This is a genomic window from Paenibacillus profundus (assembly GCF_021369635.1).
In the GTDB taxonomy this organism is placed as follows: domain Bacteria; phylum Bacillota; class Bacilli; order Paenibacillales; family Paenibacillaceae; genus Paenibacillus_B; species Paenibacillus_B profundus.
The window spans coordinates 15,226-34,221 of the sequence record NZ_JAJNBZ010000028.1; the positions used below are offsets into that span (position 1 = coordinate 15,226).

An 18,996-nucleotide genomic window follows, 5' to 3' on the forward strand; every position below is an offset into this window, starting at 1 on the left:
AAGAAGGAGGAGCGCAGTGTAGGCGAGACTACATGAGCACCGGACTTCAAGAGTGAGTGCAAGATTCGATGTCGAATCACATCTTGGGATGCTTCGTGATCAAAAGGGGACTTTTTGAACTACCTCTATAAATAAAAAAAGGGATAGTCGCAAGAACAAGCATCTCCCTCACTCTTGCGATTACCCCTTCATTATCCATGATGTTCGGCGAATGCCGAATCCTTGATTGCCGCATTGTACTTTTTTCGCAGCGCCTCTTCCCAGTCCGTTAAAGGCGATGTCTTCGACAGAGCCAAGTCTTTGCGCACCCGGCCTCGAAGCGCCTTGCGTTCTTCCGGTTCGACTTCTTTTTTTCCGTTCAGCATCACGATAGCATACCCGTCCTTCACCTGGATCGGTTCTGATATTTCACCGACTGACATTTGGGTGGCCGCATTCAATTCAGCTGTGTTCACGAAAGGATCATCTTCATCAATCCACCCAAGCCGTCCTCCTTGGTTTGAAGTAAACTCATCACGGGAAAGCTGCTCGGCAAGGTCAGCAAAGGTTTCGCCTTGCTGCACCCGCTTCAAAATTTCGTTGGCTTCCCGCACGGTCGGGACGATAATGTGGACGATGTCATATGACGCAACTAGCTCGTATACATCGCGATGCTTCTCAAGATACCTCTCAACTTCTTCCTCCGTCACTTCTACACCGTTGGTCGCAATCTTCTCCATTAGGAGACGGTTATACAAATCTTGCCGCAGCTGCCTGGGACTCATTCCAAGCTGCTCCTGCATAGCCTGAAAGTAGACCTCTTCATCATCATACCCTCTCATCTGCTGCTTCAGTTCCCATTCCACTTCTTCCCGGGTAACATCGATTCCGAGCGTTTTCGCTTCTTTTTCTGCCGCTTTGGACGTCAATATTTGCTCTAGCACCATAGCTCCGTACTGACGTTGTAATTCGGCGTCCCATTCCGATCGAGTCACCAACTCATCGCCTATTGTGGCAACAACTGACGAGGATTTAGGGGGGAGTGTTGCATCATGCTCTTCTGCCGTCGTGTCGAGCCGAAAGATGAGGATGCCTGCAAGTATGATGATGCAGGTAAATAAAATAATGATGCAGCCCCATAAGCTTTTGACTTCTTTCGTCATATTGCTTGCTTCCCTTATCCCATATTTCCGTTCATACGTGCGCTAGTTCTTCGTTTGTTCTACCAGTTCCACTAATTCATCACGGTTAAAATCATACGCTTCATTGCAGAAATGGCACACGACTTCAGCCTTCCCGTCTTCTTCAATGATAGCATTCAATTCATCTGTGCCGAGGCTGATAAGCGTCTTCTCTACCCGCTCTTTGGAGCATTGGCAGCGAAAGACGATTGGCATGGAGTCCATCACTTGAACGTCATCAACAATCCACGTCACCAATTCTTCAAGCTCCAGACCTTGATCCAACAGAGCAGTAATCGGTGGAAGTATGCTGAGCGACTGTTCGATTTTGTTGATTTCTTCATCCGTCATGCCAGGCAACAGTTGAATGATGAAGCCTCCGGCATGAAGCACCGAAGAGTCGGCATCAACCAGTACTCCTAATCCGACTGCAGATGGCGTCTGCTCGGATGTGGCGAAATAATAAGTGAAATCTTCGCCAAGTTCGCCAGAGATGATAGACGAGCTGCTGCGATAAGGCTCCTTCAGTCCCAAATCTTTCATAACATGGATAAAGCCATCCCGGCCAACCGCTCCAGCGACATCGAGCTTGCCTTGCTCATTGCTTGCCAGATGGACTTGCGGATGCGTAACGTAACCCCGAACCTCGCCGCGCGCATTCGCATCGGCTACGATTTGTCCGATCGGTCCGTCGCCTTTGACCTGAATCGTAAGTTTCTCTTCTCCCTTCATCATCGCCCCCATCATGGCAGCGGCCGTAACTGTGCGGCCAAGGGCTGCAGTTGCAGTAGGATAGGTGCCGTGGCGGCGCTGCAATTCATCCACTAACTGTGTCGTACGAACGGCAAAAATACGGACTTTCCCTCCGAGCGCTATGCCGCGAATGAGTTTATCCTGCTGTTTATTCTGCTCGTGTGCTTGTTGTTCCTTGCTTTCTATCATTGAAGCCTCCTGTTGCGCTACATATTTTCAGACGTGTGACCACATCGATTAGTACCTCTAATTGGTTACACTTTATTTCGGTTATAGATGAGACGCAATCCTTCTAGCGTAAGCAACGGATTGGTCGTATCGATCGTGCGCGATTCGCTGGCAATCAATTCGGCGAGTCCGCCAGTCGCAATGACTTTAGGATGCGCCCCCAGCTCGTCCCGTATCCGGTCAATAATCCCGTCTACTTGGCCCGCGTAGCCGAATATAATACCGGCTTGCATCGAGTGAACCGTATTCCTGCCAATGACCGACTTCGGCTTCGTCAGCTCAATGCGAGGCAGCTTGGCCGCATGTTGGTACAACGCTTCCGTCGAAATACCGATACCGGGCACAATGGACCCACCCAAATAGTTCCCTTTACTATCTATCACGTCAAACGTCGTGGCCGTACCGAAATCGACCACAACAAGCGGATCTTGCCCTCCGTACAGCTCTATCGCCCCGACCGCGTTAACGATTCGGTCCGCCCCCACTTCACGCGGATTCTCATAGCGGATGTTAAGCCCCGTCTTAACGCCTGGACCGACAACGACCGGCGTTTTAAACAAATAGGTCTCGCATAACTGTTCCAGCGTATGCATAATTGGCGGTACGACGGAAGACATAATGACGCCTTCTATATCTTTGACCGATAACCCAGCCAAAGCAAACAAGTTATGAATCATGACCCCGTACTCATCGGTTGTCGCCTGCCGGCTTGTCGACAAGCGCCAATTATGAAGCAAGGTTTCTTGTTGATATACTCCTAGTACAATATTCGTATTTCCAACATCGATGACGAATATCACGGTACACTAACCCTCTTTCTTCGCATTCAAATCGAGACTGATGTCGAGCGCCGCAAAAGAGTACGTTAACGCTCCAACGGAAATGACATCGACACCGCTCAGCGCTTTGCTGCGAATCGTATCCAGTGTGACTCCTCCCGATGCTTCAATCAGAATATGCGGCCCGGCGTCGCGAATGAGCTGCACCGCTTCTTTCATACGCGCTTCATCCATATTGTCGAGCATAATAATGTCGGCTCCGGCCTGAATCGCTTCGCGAACTTGTGCAATCGATTCCGCTTCGACCTCAATCTTCATCGTGTACGGAATCTGTCCGCGTGCCCGCTCCACAGCAGCCTGAATACCGCCGGCTCCCTTAATGTGATTGTCTTTGATCATCACTGCATCATAAAGACCGAAGCGATGGTTAAAGCCGCCTCCGACTCTAACCGCATATTTTTCCAGCGCACGGTGCCCCGGCGTCGTCTTGCGCGTATCAACGAGCTTGGCAGATAGACCTTCGATCGCCTGTACGAAAGAGCTCGTCTTTGTCGCAATGCCGGACATCCGCTGCAGCAAGTTCAAGGCAAGCCGTTCTCCCATTAAAATGCTGTGCGTACTCCCTTCCACTTCGGCCAAAATCGTACCGCGCTTGACAACATCCCCGTCCGAGACTAAGGCCTTGAACTGCAATGCATCATCCACGACCTCAAATACGGCTTCGGCAACAGGCAGCCCAGCGATGACGCCGTCATCCTTCGCATGAATAATCCCTTTCGACGTATGCCCAGCAGGAATCGTGAATGCAGTCGTGACATCTCCGGTACCCAAGTCTTCCTCCAGCCATGCTTCGAGTTGGCGGCGCAAGGCCATTCGTTCCACGCTAAACATCGTTGATTCTCTCCTCTGTTATCCCTCGCTCGCGATGCACCAGCGTATGTTTGCGCCAGCATTCGTCGTCACGCTCTGGATAGTCTTCACGGGAATGTGCTCCGCGGCTTTCTTCGCGCCAAGAGGCTGATTCGGCTACAAGCATAGCGCAGGTAAGCATATTGGCAAATTCATATTCTTCCCGTTTCGTTAATTTCACATGAAAAATCGTATCTTGCCGCTTCAACTCATCCAATCCTTTAGCTAGTCCTTCCGCATGACGGCGGAGCCCAGCGTAACGAACCATCACCTTCTGCAGCTTCAGCCGTCGTTCGACAACAGGCTGACACGAATGCTCCCGCCGTTCCGCTTGGTAATCCGTACGAGTCTCAGAAGGAATGAGCGGGGATAGCTGGGATATGTGATCAACGATGCGTCGGCCGAAGACGATAGCCTCTGACAACGAATTGCTCGCGAGGCGGTTCGCTCCATGCACTCCGGTAGAAGAGGTCTCTCCACAGGCGAACAGGCGCCGAATGTTCGTTTCTCCATTCAGATCGGTCTTGATTCCGCCCATCATGTAATGCGCCGCCGGCGCTACAGGTATCCAGTCACACGTTAAATCCAAACCGTATTGCAAGCAGGTTTCATAAATGGTAGGAAACCGGTGCTTAATCATATCTTCCGATTCATGCGATATATCCAAATAAACGAACGTAGATTTGGTGGCTTCCATCTCACTCAGGATGGCACGAGCAACAACATCGCGCGGCGCAAGCTCCAGTTGGTGATGGTATTTCTCCATAAAGCGTTCACCTTTAATATTACGAAGTACCGCTCCTTCACCTCGAACTGCTTCCGAGATAAGAAACCGTGGTGCCCCCGGGTAGCAGAGCACAGTCGGATGGAACTGAATGAATTCCATATCTTGAACATAAGCCCCTGCCCGGAACGCCATTGCAATGCCGTCCCCAGTCGCAACTTCCGGGTTGGTCGTATAACGGTACAATTGACCCGTCCCTCCGGAGCATACCACAGTTGCCTTCCCGCTCACAAATACACGCTCACCATCAGGGCGCTGTACGATGACGCCGCGGCATTCCCCTCGTTCAGCGACTAAATCAATCGCGAAATGGTCATCCCATACCGTCACATTACGCAGCCCTTTTACTTTATCTGCTAACGCACGCACAATTTCGTAGCCGGTAGCATCTCCATTCGCATGCAGAATGCGCCGATGACTATGTGCCCCTTCCTTGGTCAGCGCAAGCGCTCCGTTCTCCACATCGAATGCGGTCCCCATATTTATGAGCTCCTGCACGCCGGCAGGCCCTTCATGAACGAGCACGTTGACCGCTTCCTGTGAGCAGAGACCCGCACCTGCAACGAGCGTATCTTGGCGATGATAAGCTGGAGAGTCATCCTCTGCAATCACTGCCGCAATTCCTCCCTGCGCATAGCGCGTGTTGCTGTCAAAGAGCGATTTCTTCGTAATGATGAGCACGCGGTGCTGCTCGCTTGCTTTAATAGCTGTATATAATCCCGCGATTCCTGCACCGATGACGATAACATCGGTATGTGTCTGCTCAATGTTATCAAGTGAAAAATCGATCAAATACGGTGGTATCATGCCCGTTCATCTCCTCAATAGCCCTCGGTTCATTTCAGCAATGACGAAGTCACTTCTTATGCGTGTTCAAAAGTGCTTCGTGATCAAAAGGGGACCTTTTGATCAACCTCTTCTTGTTGATCAGAAGAGTAGCGCATGCTACTTCACTTGTAACATACGCTCCAATGATAACCGTGCTTTCTCTGCGACATGCGGCGGCACGTAAATTTGCGGCTGCATCGTTTCGAGGCATTTCACGAGTTTTTTCAAGTTATTCACTTTCATATTCGGACAAACCAAAAATTTGGTTGCAAAATGAAACTGTTTATCCGGGCTGTCTCTACGCAACTGATACCCCGTTCCATCTTCCGTGCCGATAATGAATTCCTTCGCATCGGAATTTTTGCAATATTCAAGGATGGCTGTCGTACTCCCTACAAAATCACCCATGGCCACTACTTCCGGACGACATTCCGGATGAACGACGAACGGTGCATGCGGATATTTCGACTTCATCTCCACGACATCTTTCACCGTCAGCATATCATGCGTGTTGCAGTACCCTTCCCAAATAATCAGCTCTTTGCCTGTCTTCTCTTGTACATAATGGCCCAGATTTTTATCGGGAACCCAGATAATTTCGTCCGCATCAAGTGATTCAATGACCTTAACCGCATTCGAGGACGTACAACAAATATCCGTCTCCGCCTTAATCTCTGCCGAAGAATTAATATAAGTTACAACCTTAGCTTTCGGATGCTGTGCTTTCAGCTTGCGCAATCCGTCCACATTCACCATATCGGCCATCGGACAACCGGCACGTTCATCAGGGATAATGACCGTTTTGTTTGGTGCCAATATTTTGGCGCTTTCCCCCATAAAATGAACCCCACAAAATACGATAACTTCCGCATCGGTTTCCGCTGCTTTTTGGGCCAACAGAAACGAGTCGCCCCGAAAATCAGCCACTTCCTGAATTTCATCCCGCTGATAGTAATGAGCAAGAATAATTGCATTGCGTTTCTTCTTCAGTTCCATTAACCGTTCACGAAGTTCCCGTTGCTGCTCTTCCTTGCGTGCCAGTGCCAGTGCTTCTAACTGCACCTTCTCTTCACCCCTTGGCCTTGTCGTTAACACTTAATTTACACAACGCCTCCCCCCGTGTCAATTCAATCTAAGCGGTTGTTCAAAACAAAAAATAGAGTGCACATGAATGTGCACTCTAGAATCGCCGGAATCAGCGAATGAGGGTATAACTATAGGCTGCCATCTTACTTATCGTCTTTCTTCTCTTCTGTTGGATCCGAAGGAGAAGAGGATGACTCATCTGATGGAGTCTCTTGTTGAGCATCGGATGACGATGGTTCCCGCTTAAGCTCTTGCTCTTGCGGAGAAGAACTGTTCGGAGCATCGTCTGCCGGCTTAGCTGTGCCGGTATCTCCCCATTGTGTCGGGCCGAGCTTCTCCGGTTTGCCTACTACGTTCACCTTCACATCCCCTGTCGTTTCAATTACAGGAGTGTTGCTGGATGAGCCAGTTGAATCGGAGTTGATCTCAAATGGAGCTTTGCTCAATTTGCCTTCTTCAATGAGCTCCTTGATTTGCTCGAGTTCAAGTGTTTCTACTTCAAGCAACGTCGTCGCAATCAGATTCACTTCACGTGTATGCTTAGTCAAGAGCTGCTTCGCACGTTCATAACACTCGTTCATAATGTTCTGCATCTCTTGATCAATTTCATAAGCAATAGCATCGGAGTAATTCTGTTCATGGCCCAAGTCACGGCCCAAGAACACTTCTCCTTGGCGATTACCGAACTGCATCGGTCCAAGCTTGTCGCTCATTCCGTATTCCATAATCATGCTGCGCACAATGCGCGTCGCTTGCTGGAAGTCACTGTACGCGCCTGTGCCAATTTCCCCGATAAACAGTTCTTCGGCAACGCGTCCGCCGAGCAAGCCGGTCACTTTGTCCAGCAGCTCCTGCTTCGTTACGAGCATGCGGTCTTCCTTCGGCATCATGATAACGTATCCGCCTGCGCGTCCGCGTGGAATGATTGTTACTTTGTGAACCATATCGGCATGTTCCAAGAAGTAACCGATAATGGTATGTCCTGATTCATGGAAAGCAACAATGCGCTTCTCGCGATCACTAATCATGCGGCTGCGTTTCTCCGTACCGACGATGACGCGGTCAATTGCTTCATCAACGTCCTGCATCGTAATATCCTTGTGGTTCTTCCGTGCGGCAAGCAGCGCCGCTTCGTTCAACAAGTTCTCCAAATCGGCGCCTGTAAATCCAGTCGTCCGTTTGGCGATCGTTTCGAGTCTCACGTCTTTGTTCAACGGCTTGTTGCGCGCGTGAACTTTCAATACCGCTTCGCGGCCCTTCAGATCTGGGCGGTCCACCGTAATCTGGCGGTCAAAGCGGCCCGGACGCAGAAGCGCCGGATCGAGAATATCGGGACGGTTCGTCGCCGCGATAATGATGATGCCTTCGTTCGCGCCGAAGCCGTCCATCTCAACGAGCAATTGGTTGAGTGTCTGCTCCCGCTCGTCGTGCCCGCCGCCGAGTCCGGCGCCGCGCTGACGTCCAACGGCATCAATTTCATCGATAAAGATAATACAAGGCGCGTTCTTTTTCGCATTTTCGAACAAGTCCCGCACACGTGACGCACCGACCCCGACGAACATTTCGACGAAGTCCGAACCGGAAATGCTAAAGAATGGTACGCCTGCTTCACCCGCTACGGCACGAGCAAGCAACGTCTTACCGGTACCCGGAGGACCGTTCAAGAGTACACCTTTCGGGATGCGCGCGCCGAGTGCGGCGAATTTGCGCGGATCTTTCAGGAACTCTACAACTTCCACCAATTCCTGCTTCTCTTCATCCGCACCTGCCACGTCTTCGAAGGTGACGCGTTTCTTCTCTTCGTTATACAAGCGAGCACGGCTCTTACCGAAGTTCATTGCCTTGCCGGCCCCGCCCTGAGCTTGATTAAAGAAGAAGAAGAACAGGACGAACATGATGATGAACGGAATAATGGAGGTCAAAAACGTAAGCCACAGGCTTTGTTCCTCCATCTTTTTCCAGTTAATTTTAAGCGATTGCTGGTTTTCCCCAGCGTTCATAATCTCTTGTACAGCCGGGTTGCTGTCCGGAATATACGTAACGAACTGCTGAGATTTCGCCCCTTCTGGAATCTTCTTATATTTACCGATGACCAAATATGCCCGACCTTCATACTGAATCGTCATTTCTTCTATATTGTTGGTCGTTAGCTCTTTGCGAAACTGGTCATATCTCGGGGTGTCCGTGGCTTCATTGCCGTTTCCGATAAATTGGACAATACCAACCACGACTAAAAAAAGAATCAGATAAAAACCAGAGTTCTTAATAAACCGATTCATCCCCAACCTCCTCTCAAGGACACGAAGTTATTGTATCATAGCACGTATTGCCATCACAACTTGACCACGCAAGCAATGACAGCTGAATTGTTACTTTGCTTCATCTGTATAAATTTCGGGTTTTAATACACCAATGTATGGGAGGTTGCGATATCTTTCGGCGAAATCGAGACCATAACCGACGATAAATTCATCGGGTAGCACAAAGCCTTTATAATTAGCTTCCATATCTACGGTACGGCGCGCCGGTTTATCAAAGAGCGTAACTACACGGATGGAATTCGCTTTACGTCCTTGCAGCACTTCGATAAGATAGCTAAGCGTTAACCCCGTATCGATGATATCCTCCACAATCAATACGTCGCGGCCATCAACAGGCACATCCAAATCCTTGATAATCCGGACGACACCTGACGATTTCGTTGATGCTCCATAGCTGGACACAGCCATAAAGTCCAATTCCAACGGAACGGAAATCCGCTTCACCAAATCAGCCATAAAGATAAAAGCGCCTTTCAGAACGCAAATGACAAGCGGGCACTTTCCTTCATAATCACGGCTGAGTTGTTCCCCCAACTCCTGCACTCTCGCTTGTATTTGTTCCTCGCTAAATACTACCTTTTCAATGTCGTTATGCAATGATGGGCCCCTCCTAGAGTGAATACTAATTAGTGCGTGTTCAAAAAGGGACTTTTTGAACAACCTTTAATACTTATGTGAACAAAGATCGTTCCATACGGTTACGAATGACCGAACTGCTGTCATATCGTTGATACTACGTTGAAGCATGCGCCCCGCCTTCCAGTACGAAATGAATGATGTACTGAGTTGACGGCTGTACGAGCGCAACATCGGAACGCCGTACTCCGGGCACCCATACAATTTGTCCGTTATGATCCGTCACAATAGGAATGAAGCTTCGCAATGACGGCCCAATTTTAGCATCAACGAACATATCTTGCACTTTTTTGCTGCCGTTTAATCCTTGCACACGCATCCGATCGCCCGGCTGGCGAGATCGGACATGAAGCGGCCAGCACAATGTGTCTGCATCGAACTGAGCTTCCCAAGCCCGTCCGCGCACGCGCGGGCCCGCACTAGAGTCACTACTGTCAATGAGATGCCGCATATTCGAAGTTGCATCTCTATCTGCTGCAGCCCTGATCATCCAGTGCAGCATGCTGTTATTAAGCGGTAACGATAAATGACCCGATGTACTCGTTCTATGTATCGTCAAGCTCTTCACGCAGCGGATATCATCAGAAGCAGAGACATCCTGACGCAGCCACAGCAGACGATCATATTCGCGCACGAACGCAACGTCGCGAGAAACATCCATTCTCCATGTGGAAGGGTGTTCTCTTGCCGCCGCATTCCGCAGCGTGTCAATGACATCAAAATCAATCTGTTCCGCTTCCCGCGTGAGATAATTTAATATTAGTTTAATCAACCTGCGTTGTAAAGCAACATGTGTATTGCAAAATGTCTTCCGGTCTAGAAGATAACCCGAGCCAGCATGAGAAACGAATGGACTTCCCTCATCATTGTTTACCGTCTTCACATGTCGTTGAAACAACCTATGCGTTTCTTCCTCCAACCAGTCGGCCTCATCCCGCAATGTATCCGCCATTCTACATAGAGCAGAGACTAACTGCGGATTTTCGTTCTCTAATAGAGGCAAAATATCTAAACGCAATCGGTTGCGAGTGTAGTCACGTTTTGTATTGCTGCTATCCGTTACATAAGGAATGTTCCGCATGGCGCACCACTCCAGTATATCCGTCTTCCGCATATGAAGCAGCGGCCGAATATACGTAAGTCCGCCCTCCTCGCGCTTCCAAGCCATACCAGCCAGACCGGTGCTTCCAGTTCCGCGCAGCATGCGCATCAGCACGGTCTCCGCTTGATCATCGGCATGATGGGCAAGAGCAATATGAGAGGCATCATAACGCTGGGCAACATCCTGCAGAAAAGTGTACCGCAACTCGCGAGCAGCGGCTTGCGGATTCAGTCCCCGCTGTTCAGCAAGTCCAGGAGCATCGACGCGCGTCATTACGAAAGGGAGTCCCAGCTTCTGTGCCTCCCGCTCCACAAACAACGCCTCTTCATCAGATTCCCTGCTGCGAAAGCCGTGATGGACGTGAGCGACAATAAGACGGCCCCTGCCATCTACCTCGCGCTGTTCAATCAATTCATGGAGCGCACAGAGAAGCAGCATCGAATCCGGTCCTCCGGACACAGCGACCACGATTGTATCCTCTTCGTGCCACAGAAGACGCTGCTCCGCCGAATCCTTAAGTCTCACAATCCACTGCTGCCAAGCATAGTCCCTTCCTTGGCCCGGTCTTTCTCCTGGTGCCATTGTTCATCCCCGATTTCTGTTCAATATAACTTCTTACTGATTCAACTCGCAAACATATGTATGAGGCAAAGACTAAAAAACTAGAACTTCGTTATGTTATGTATAAGAGGTTGTTCAAAAAGTTCCCTTTTAATCACGTACTATAAATAATAAGTACGATCCAAAATCCATTAAGATTCAAACCTTTTCTTTTTTTCAATATAACACAATCACCTCCGTAAATCGAAGCCCCATGCCGCCAACGCGATACTTATGACCAGCAGAAATACAGACACGCCAAAAAACCATTTCAACCATAGCGGAGTCGGCCGATGGGGCTTCTTACTCGTCCGGTATAGTCGATGGCTCAGTTCCTGCCATTGTCGATAAGCTTCCTCTGAAGAGGCGAATGCACCTTTTAGAGCACGCGTAAGCCACGATTCAAAAGGTCTCAATCGCGGATGGTTGCGCACTAATTCCTGCAAGTCCTTCACATCGCGTGTCTGCGGTAAGCTAGCCTTCAGACGTTCGCGCAATTCTTTCTCGCCAAGAATCTGAATCGTCAGTACGGCAAAAGAAAATAAATCGTACCCGCAATCGGCCGATCGGGAGCCTGCGTGCCAGTACCCGCGATCATACAGCTCGGTGAACTGCTTCACGCTATTCCCCATTGCAGTTAACCCACCATAATCAACAAGCTCGACTGTGCCGTCATCGTTGACAAGCACATTTTCCGCTTTCAGGTCACCGAACACCCAGCCGTGCTGATGGACTTTATTTAGCCTAGCCAATAGCTTCCCCCCGACCAGACCGTACCAGTCGGCTCCGTTCTTATAAATGTACGCCTTCAAGCTTACACCGGGAACATATCTCATGACGTAAAACGGAATCCGCTGCCCACTCACATCCGCATCGTCAATGTCGACAAGAAAAGGCCTGGCGCCGTGGCGGCCGACTCGACCGTCCTGTGTGCGGCGCTGGTGCTCCAAAGAACGCAGCGCATTGATTTCAGATTGAAAATCGACCGCATCCACTCCCATCTTGAGTGCAAATGACCCCGAACTCCGCTCGCGGTTCTCCTCCATCGCCAGCATGGTCACCAAATAGACGACACCGTTCGCTCCGCGCCCTAGAAGCCGCTCTATACGATACACGCGTTCGTTCCACATGCCTTTCAGCACGGTCCCGGGCGCGACGCTGATTTGCCGAACCGCAGTCTTAACGGTATGCAGTTGTCCTCCCGCTTTAAACGATGTAGTCACTCCATATCCCATCCGTTCCCGTTCCTTCTTGTTGATACGTTTGCTCCTCGGCTGAGGAAGAGCTTGTATGACTATCATATTGGTAATAATCGATCACTTTCAAGAGGGCTGGACCCGTCGGCGTTGTCCCCCGCATATTCAGCCGTTGAAATAAGCGCTTTGCGCGGCCGATATCATCCGTCCATTCCAGATCTTGTACCGCTTCCTCCCCTCCATGAGGCCCCGGAAAATGAAAGACGCTCAATTCGCTCTTCCCGACCCGTGCCTGCAGACTGAGCATCAAATCGCGTATCGCCTCCTCCACCGCAGCCAGCTTCGGCTTCATGCTCGCGCTGGCATCAATTAATAGAGCAACTCTAAGCTGAGACTGCTCGCTCATATCATCCATCACACGCACCACTTCAGCGCGCTGATCCGGAGGGAGCGCTTCAACGCTGTCCGCTCCATCAGCCCCAAGAATTTGCCGCAGCTCCTTATTCATAGCTTGATGAATCGTCTGCACGACGGTCTTGCGCGTCATCATCTGAATCGTCTGCGAGAGTTGATGCGACTGCACAATACGGCTGATGCCGCCTCCCGCCTGCGCAATATCTTCAATTTCACGTCCGCCCAGCACCCCTATCGTTCCATAATCTACAATGCCGACAACGTTCACCGCAATGCCTAACTCTCTTGCCTGTGCGGCGGCAACCGCCGGCTGCACCCCCACGTTGGAACATCCGTCCGTAATGAGTAAGATCTGCTTCATCATTTCCCATCACCCTCCCATCGTCACTAACAATCTAGTTCCAGTGTTGCCTTTGATGAGAGAGTTTAACCCTAGCATTGACGCAATGCAGCGAATTGCTAGAGATAATGATGACGAAGCGCTAAATTATTTCATGTTCAAAAAAGTCACTTTCCAGTACGAAGAAGTACAAGTTATCGTAAGAAAACTGCACCGGAAGCACTTCAACCTCTTAAAGGTTAACTTACCGTAAGTGGACGGTCCATTCGATCATGTCCGTTCCAATGCAGAGTGGCCCACTGCGGCTGATGCCGCGTCACCCTCGTTACGACGACCGTCATATCGTCTTCTATCCGCCCGCTGGAATGGCGAATGACCGTTTCTAACAAAATATCGGCTATCTCCTGCGGATCATCCGTCTCCAGCTCACTGATCAGACGCTTCATCCATAGTTCCTTATTCACCGCAGGCCCTGGCGCATCAAAAATGCCATCCGTCATCATGATGAGAATATCATCCGGCTGTAATGAAGAATCAATAAGTTCAATATCAATATCCTGTATGATACCTATCGGCAAATTTCCAGAAGAAACTAAACGCACCTCGTTTCCGCTCTTAATAAAGCTTGGAATTGAACCACTTTTCATAAAGGTTGTATTGGCTGAATATAAATCAATGATTGCCAAATCAACGGTCGCAAACACTTCGTCAGGTGATCGAAGCATCAGCACAGAATTGACCGATTGAATGGCCAGCTTCTCATCAATGCCCGATTGCAGCAGCTGAGACAGCAGATTCAATGTAGCGCTGCTCTCCATACGGGCCCGCTCTCCGTTGCCCATCCCATCGCTTAAAGCGACTGCAAACTTTCCGCTTCCGAGCTCCAAAGCGCTGAAGCTATCCCCAGATAACATATCACCTCCCTTCGCCGCACTGGCGAGACCGGTCTCTACTTCAAATGCTTTGGCCGACACAAAGGTCACCATCCCATGGCCTTCCGTGCCTGTCATCCGCTCTTCACGTACGGCGATATGTTCGCCCAATATATCGGACAAGAGCGGCGCAATTAATTTGCGGCATTCATCGTAACCATCCGTAAAGGAATGAATCATTTCAATCTCGATACGGCCGGGGTCTAAGGTCAATATGTCGACCCGATGCACAGACAAGCCCAAATCTTCCATAGCTTGCCGTATTTGTTCCTCCTGCATAAAGAGCTCGCGTCCTTCCCGCTGTATTTCCCGCGCCAAGTCGTCCATCACCTGCGATACCCCATCCAACTGATCGGCCACGAAATGCCGGCTTTCCTGAATTTGCTTGCGCCAATGCTCATCATGTTGATAGCGAATAGAATGGTCGCGCAGCAGAGCCATCACCTGTGGTGCCTTCATACAGTGGCTCTTCCACGTCTGGGGCATGTGCTTCTCCTTCCATTCGGTATATTCGGTCTGATTCTCCACCTTGTGCAGCATTTGCGTCATCACCGTCATCGTCTGCACATATTTGTGGCTCCAGCAGGCCTGGCGCCTAGGACAAGCGGTGCAAGTTATGGCAGACACCGATTCAACTAGACTATTTGCCTTCTCATCTTCTGTAAGCGGCTCTTCCGTATTGGCCGTCTGCTTGAAGCTGCGTGACAGCTGGCGGAATACTTCCGAGAACTGCTGCACGCGATCCGCAGTCATATCCCGGACCCGCTTCGCATATTCATGCTGCGACTTCGCATGTTCGCTCGTACCAGGCACATACTTGGCCAAGGTCGAGCATATGGATTTAGGAGTAAGCAAAAATAGCGCCGCAGCGACGATCGTCTCCCACGTTGAGGCCATCACCTGAATCGGAGGCCCGAGGTAGACGGACAGAATCGCTGTCCCGAGCAGCATGCCGAAGGCGACAGCCCAGCGTTTCCCTTCACGCAGAAGCCCGGCCAGAAGCCCGGCAAACGCCAATACGCTCATTTGCGTCAAGGAGCTCGGCTCGGCGAGGCCCAGAATGAGGCCTAACACAACACCTACGGAAGCTCCAAGCGGAGCGCCGCCGACGAGCGCGAACAGCAGGACGAAATATCGCGATAAAATATGATCAAGCTGAAGTGATTGAACCGTCCAGCCTACGGCTCCCGTCATTACAGATGCGAGCAGTATCATTAGGCAAATCATTTCCTCGATACGCAATGTGTAATTGCGTTTGCTCATCGTCAGCACAGGCAGCGCCTGAATGAATACAAGGGTAAGCACCAGACCGAGGATGGCGTCGGTAAAGTCCATCAGGAAGGCATACCACGTAAATGTCGTCGATACGAAAGTGACGAATAGCTTTACGATGAGCGTGGCGCTGAACACCATAAACGGAGCCGCATTCATGTCGGTTCGTTCATAGGCTTTCAATCCGCGGTGCAGAAGGACAATGAGCAAGAGCTGCATTCCCATCATGAGTGTAATCGGCACGGGGGCGAACAAGCTGCCGGCAAGCAGCGCCGTGCCTACCCATGTTGCCAGCTCACGACGAGTAAAGTAAATAACCGTGAAAAAGGCTGCAGCAAACGGAAACAACTCATTTAAAATCATTGCCCGCCCAAGCAAAAAACCGATCAAGACGAACATAATTGTCCACTTGCGTGTGCCAAGGACGCGTCTGAACCGCTCCAAGCGCCATTTGTTTGCGCTTTGTGCCCACACGCCTTCACCGTCCGTAACACCTTGCCAGCTTTTCTTCGGAAACGGAATTACCTTCGTCTTACTCATTGCCAAGCACCACCTATTCTCTGAATTGTGTGCTCTCATTATAGAAAAGGGAATCGAAATAGTTTGTCATAATAAGGAATTCCATCCAAAAAACTTTCCGACATCAGTTGAGCCTCGTGCAAAAAAGCGGACAGGCTCAGCCTGACAAGGGGTTGCGGTCATTTCTCTCTCTTTGCTGAAGCAGTGGCATTGTCACATTTTTGTAACGCTTTCACAGGAAGCGAAGAAGAATCGGGGGCAAAGCATACAGAATGACGTAGTAACCTGTCGTAAGCGCTGACCCCAACGACAAAAAAAGTACAGCCGACAAACGGCGTGCGACGAAACCCCGATTCCGTCACAACGTGGTGGACAGGCATATGACGCTCCCACGGGTGCCGACGAAGGTTGGTCTAGGGGACTCACGGCGTCCAGCTAACGCAAATAACCTTCCAGACCGCGCAAAGGCGGGAAGGCTTATTGTCGTGCCATTAAAAAAAGCCGCAATACCGATATTTTCGGCTTGCGGCTTCCATTTGTTATATTCATTACATCCGGCGAGCGCCACGGCCTCCGCGCTTGGATTCCGTGTTCTTCTTCAAAGAAGAAATGCGTTCTTCACTATCCTTAAGGAAGCGCGACATTTTATCCTCAAAAGAAGCGAAATTAGGCGACTTGCGTCCCCCCCGGTCCCGGTTCCCTTGTCCATACCTGCCTCCATCTCTTCCTGGACGATCAGGACGAGGTCCTGGACGGTCCGGACGGTCCGGTCGAGGTCCTCTTGGAGGTCTCTGTTCCGATGCAGGTTTATCAATAGTTTGCTTAATAGACAAGCCAATCTTGCCGTCCTTGTCGACGTTAATAACTTTGACCGTGACGATATCGTCAATCTTCAAATGGTCATTCACGTCCTTGACGTAGTTATCGGCAATTTCAGAGATGTGAACCAGTCCCGTGACACCTCCCGACAGATCAACGAACGCTCCAAAATGCGTAATACCTGTCACCTTGCCTTCTAACTTGGTGCCCACTTCAATTGTCATAGAATAAAATGTTCCTCCCTTAAAATGTTAAACGAAAACATTGATCAACAAAAACAATGCTTATGTGGTGATTATACTGTAACGGCGCGATATTGGTCAACCGACGGTTGTCCCGATTTTACGCCTATTCATCGTGTTTTCGAATGATGACTTCATCAGGCAGTACCATGCCTCGACTTCGCGCAATCTGCAGGATGTATTCGGTCGTATTGAGCCGTTCCACCTCCTGCTTCAACTCGTTGCGGACTAGCTCTGCCGCATGCTTTTCTTTCTCGCGCACCTTCAAATCCTCGCGCAAATCTTCCATTGTGGACATTTGAGTAATGTACGTATAAGTGCCCCATCCCAAAAACAGTACCATAAAGGCCGTCCACAGACGAAGCCTACGTTTCGCTCCAGCTATTTTCTTATCGCGATAGCGGTCTGGTGTTCGGGAAACAGACACAGACATACGCACACCTCCTTGAGTTCAATCGTCCACTTTAACGTATACCCTCTACTGCTCCCTATGAAACGGGCGGTACGGCTCTGCCGTCGTCTGATCAAGGACAATCCGATACTGCGAGGTGAATGAGATTACTAGTCGACACAGTTATTATTGCTTATTCTTCGGATGAAGGACGCGTCCAATGAACTGTATACCCCGATTCATCCAAGCAGTGATGCGATGAGCCGTCAGCTTCAGAGTCTGCCCGGTTCTCAGCATTCGCTCTGTCATACCGAAGCGGTTCCATACCGGCATGACAAGCGGTCGAAACGCCCATAGCACAAGAAGTGCCAGCGGTCTTAAACATTGTAGCACAATTTTGATAAGGAACATAGCGACCGATTTTAAAAATAAGATGAAGCCCTTGGTAAAAAGCCATATCGCTTTCAACGGCAAAATGATAAGAACGTAGAGACATCGCAGCACAAAACGTACGATCGCTTTGACCGCCTTGACCAACCACATCACGACTGCGACGGTCATCTTGCTAAGAACGACCGCGTAGAGCCATGCCCCACAGGCCAGTCCCAGAAACACGTAAAACCTCAATTCCCCCTGATTGCCCTTGACGAGCATTTGGAACACGAACAGCGTCGCAGCGAGCCAATACAATACATCCAAGAATGGTAAAGTCCATCGAGGAAATTTGAATTGCCCCGCTACGACGCGATAGCTGTCATACACCAAGCCCAGCGCCAGCCCGCTCATCATCATGAGCAGGACGGTCATCCATTGCGTATACAGGCTCACTTGAATAACTTCCCGAAAAAGCCTTTGGATTTATCTTGAGCGTTCGCGTCCAAATAGGTCAGGGAGTTGACCGTGCCTTCAATGGCGACGAGTCCTTGATCGAGGCTTAAGTTTTTAATATGCAAATTGTGGCCGCGTATCGTCAGGAACCCGCATTCGGTATCCAGCAAGAACTCTTCGCTGTCGAAGCTCTCCACTTTGTTTACTCCGCTAATTTCAAGCAGCTTGCGGTTCAACATTTTAATTTCCTGACGTTTAGCCGTTGATTTTGTTAATTCGTTCATAGCATGTACCCCTCCTTCTCAACACTAGCTTATGAAGGGGCCGCAAGAATAGAACTCCGATTGTTGAACAAGCGTTATCGGTTATCGATTTTTTCCGGATACATATCGTGATTCATGAGCCGGTAGGACGCCATCTCTTCGTATTTTGTTCCCGGGCGTCCGTAATTGCAATAGGGGTCGATAGAAATACCCCCACGCGGCGTAAATTTGCCCCATACCTCGATATATTTCGGATCGAGCAGGGCGATAAGGTCGTTCATGATGATGTTGACGCAGTCTTCATGGAAATCGCCGTGATTACGGAAGCTGAACATATAGAGCTTGAGCGACTTGCTCTCGACACATTTCTGACCGGGAATGTAGCTGATGTACATCGTCGCGAAGTCCGGCTGACCTGTCATTGGACATAGACTCGTAAACTCCGGACAATTGAATTTGACAAAATAATCACGGTTCGGGTGTTTATTATCAAAGGATTCCAATACGTGCGGTGCGTAGTCTGCCGGATATTCCGTCTTGGCGCCGAGCTGCTGCAATTGCAGCTCCGCTTCATTTCTGCCTGCCATAAGTGAT

The 18,996-nt window shown here is 50.0% G+C and carries 17 protein-coding genes; all 17 read right to left on the reverse strand.

All coding sequences use genetic code 11. The features are described from left to right. Positions 1-191: 191 nt before the first annotated feature. Positions 192-1,142 carry a peptidylprolyl isomerase gene (locus LQV63_RS23955; RefSeq protein WP_019420314.1) on the reverse strand — a complete coding sequence of 317 codons (951 nt, stop codon included), beginning with the start codon at positions 1,140-1,142 and terminating at the stop codon, positions 192-194. Between the two features lie 42 nt (positions 1,143-1,184). Beyond that, positions 1,185-2,102: an Hsp33 family molecular chaperone HslO gene (hslO, locus tag LQV63_RS23960; RefSeq protein ID WP_019420313.1), complete on the reverse strand. Its 918-nt coding sequence runs from the start codon at positions 2,100-2,102 to the stop codon at positions 1,185-1,187. A 65-nt stretch (positions 2,103-2,167) separates the two neighbouring features. Next, the gene (locus LQV63_RS23965) at positions 2,168-2,941 is read right to left on the reverse strand and encodes a type III pantothenate kinase (RefSeq protein ID WP_019420312.1); all 774 of its coding nucleotides are present in this window, start codon (positions 2,939-2,941) and stop codon (positions 2,168-2,170) included. A 6-nt stretch (positions 2,942-2,947) separates the two neighbouring features. Then, positions 2,948-3,811: a carboxylating nicotinate-nucleotide diphosphorylase gene (gene nadC / locus LQV63_RS23970; protein WP_019420311.1), complete on the reverse strand. Its 864-nt coding sequence runs from the start codon at positions 3,809-3,811 to the stop codon at positions 2,948-2,950. Continuing rightward, positions 3,804-5,420: an L-aspartate oxidase gene (gene nadB / locus LQV63_RS23975; RefSeq protein ID WP_019420310.1), complete on the reverse strand. Its 1,617-nt coding sequence runs from the start codon at positions 5,418-5,420 to the stop codon at positions 3,804-3,806. Before nadB ends, nadC begins: the two co-directional genes overlap by 8 nt. 138 nt (positions 5,421-5,558) lie before the next feature. Next, positions 5,559-6,503 (reverse strand): quinolinate synthase NadA, encoded by a 945-nt coding sequence (nadA, locus tag LQV63_RS23980; protein ID WP_325175916.1) that lies wholly within the window; start codon positions 6,501-6,503, stop codon positions 5,559-5,561. A gap of 167 nt (positions 6,504-6,670) precedes the next feature. Next, on the reverse strand, positions 6,671-8,806 hold the full coding sequence (gene ftsH / locus LQV63_RS23985; RefSeq protein ID WP_233698589.1) for an ATP-dependent zinc metalloprotease FtsH: 2,136 nt from the start codon (positions 8,804-8,806) through the stop codon (positions 6,671-6,673). Positions 8,807-8,896: 90 nt separating this feature from the next. Then, positions 8,897-9,445 carry a hypoxanthine phosphoribosyltransferase gene (gene hpt / locus LQV63_RS23990; RefSeq protein ID WP_019420307.1) on the reverse strand — a complete coding sequence of 183 codons (549 nt, stop codon included), beginning with the start codon at positions 9,443-9,445 and terminating at the stop codon, positions 8,897-8,899. 136 nt (positions 9,446-9,581) lie between these two features. Further along, positions 9,582-11,168 carry a tRNA lysidine(34) synthetase TilS gene (gene tilS, locus LQV63_RS23995; RefSeq protein ID WP_233698590.1) on the reverse strand — a complete coding sequence of 529 codons (1,587 nt, stop codon included), beginning with the start codon at positions 11,166-11,168 and terminating at the stop codon, positions 9,582-9,584. 209 nt (positions 11,169-11,377) lie between these two features. Then, a complete protein-coding gene (locus LQV63_RS24000) occupies positions 11,378-12,421 on the reverse strand; it encodes a protein kinase domain-containing protein (RefSeq protein ID WP_267934183.1) in 1,044 nt (347 codons plus the stop codon). Then, a complete protein-coding gene (locus tag LQV63_RS24005) occupies positions 12,393-13,157 on the reverse strand; it encodes a vWA domain-containing protein (RefSeq protein ID WP_233698610.1) in 765 nt (254 codons plus the stop codon). Before LQV63_RS24005 ends, LQV63_RS24000 begins: the two co-directional genes overlap by 29 nt. Before the next feature lie 218 nt (positions 13,158-13,375). After that, positions 13,376-15,880, reverse strand: a complete 2,505-nt coding sequence (spoIIE, locus tag LQV63_RS24010) for a stage II sporulation protein E (RefSeq protein WP_019420302.1) — start codon at positions 15,878-15,880, stop codon at positions 13,376-13,378. A gap of 527 nt (positions 15,881-16,407) precedes the next feature. After that, the gene (locus LQV63_RS24015) at positions 16,408-16,902 is read right to left on the reverse strand and encodes a S1 domain-containing RNA-binding protein (RefSeq protein ID WP_019420301.1); all 495 of its coding nucleotides are present in this window, start codon (positions 16,900-16,902) and stop codon (positions 16,408-16,410) included. Positions 16,903-17,026: 124 nt separating this feature from the next. Continuing rightward, positions 17,027-17,353 carry an FtsB family cell division protein gene (locus LQV63_RS24020; RefSeq protein ID WP_019420300.1) on the reverse strand — a complete coding sequence of 109 codons (327 nt, stop codon included), beginning with the start codon at positions 17,351-17,353 and terminating at the stop codon, positions 17,027-17,029. Positions 17,354-17,497: 144 nt separating this feature from the next. Next, positions 17,498-18,139 (reverse strand): spore cortex biosynthesis protein YabQ, encoded by a 642-nt coding sequence (gene yabQ, locus LQV63_RS24025; RefSeq protein WP_019420299.1) that lies wholly within the window; start codon positions 18,137-18,139, stop codon positions 17,498-17,500. Next, positions 18,136-18,423, reverse strand: a complete 288-nt coding sequence (gene yabP, locus LQV63_RS24030; protein ID WP_019420298.1) for a sporulation protein YabP — start codon at positions 18,421-18,423, stop codon at positions 18,136-18,138. The genes yabQ and yabP overlap by 4 nt, the downstream gene beginning before the upstream one ends. Positions 18,424-18,497: 74 nt before the next feature. Beyond that, positions 18,498-18,989, reverse strand: coding sequence for a preQ(1) synthase (gene queF, locus LQV63_RS24035; RefSeq protein WP_019420297.1), 492 nt, complete (start codon positions 18,987-18,989; stop codon positions 18,498-18,500). Between the last annotated feature and the right edge of the window lie 7 nt (positions 18,990-18,996).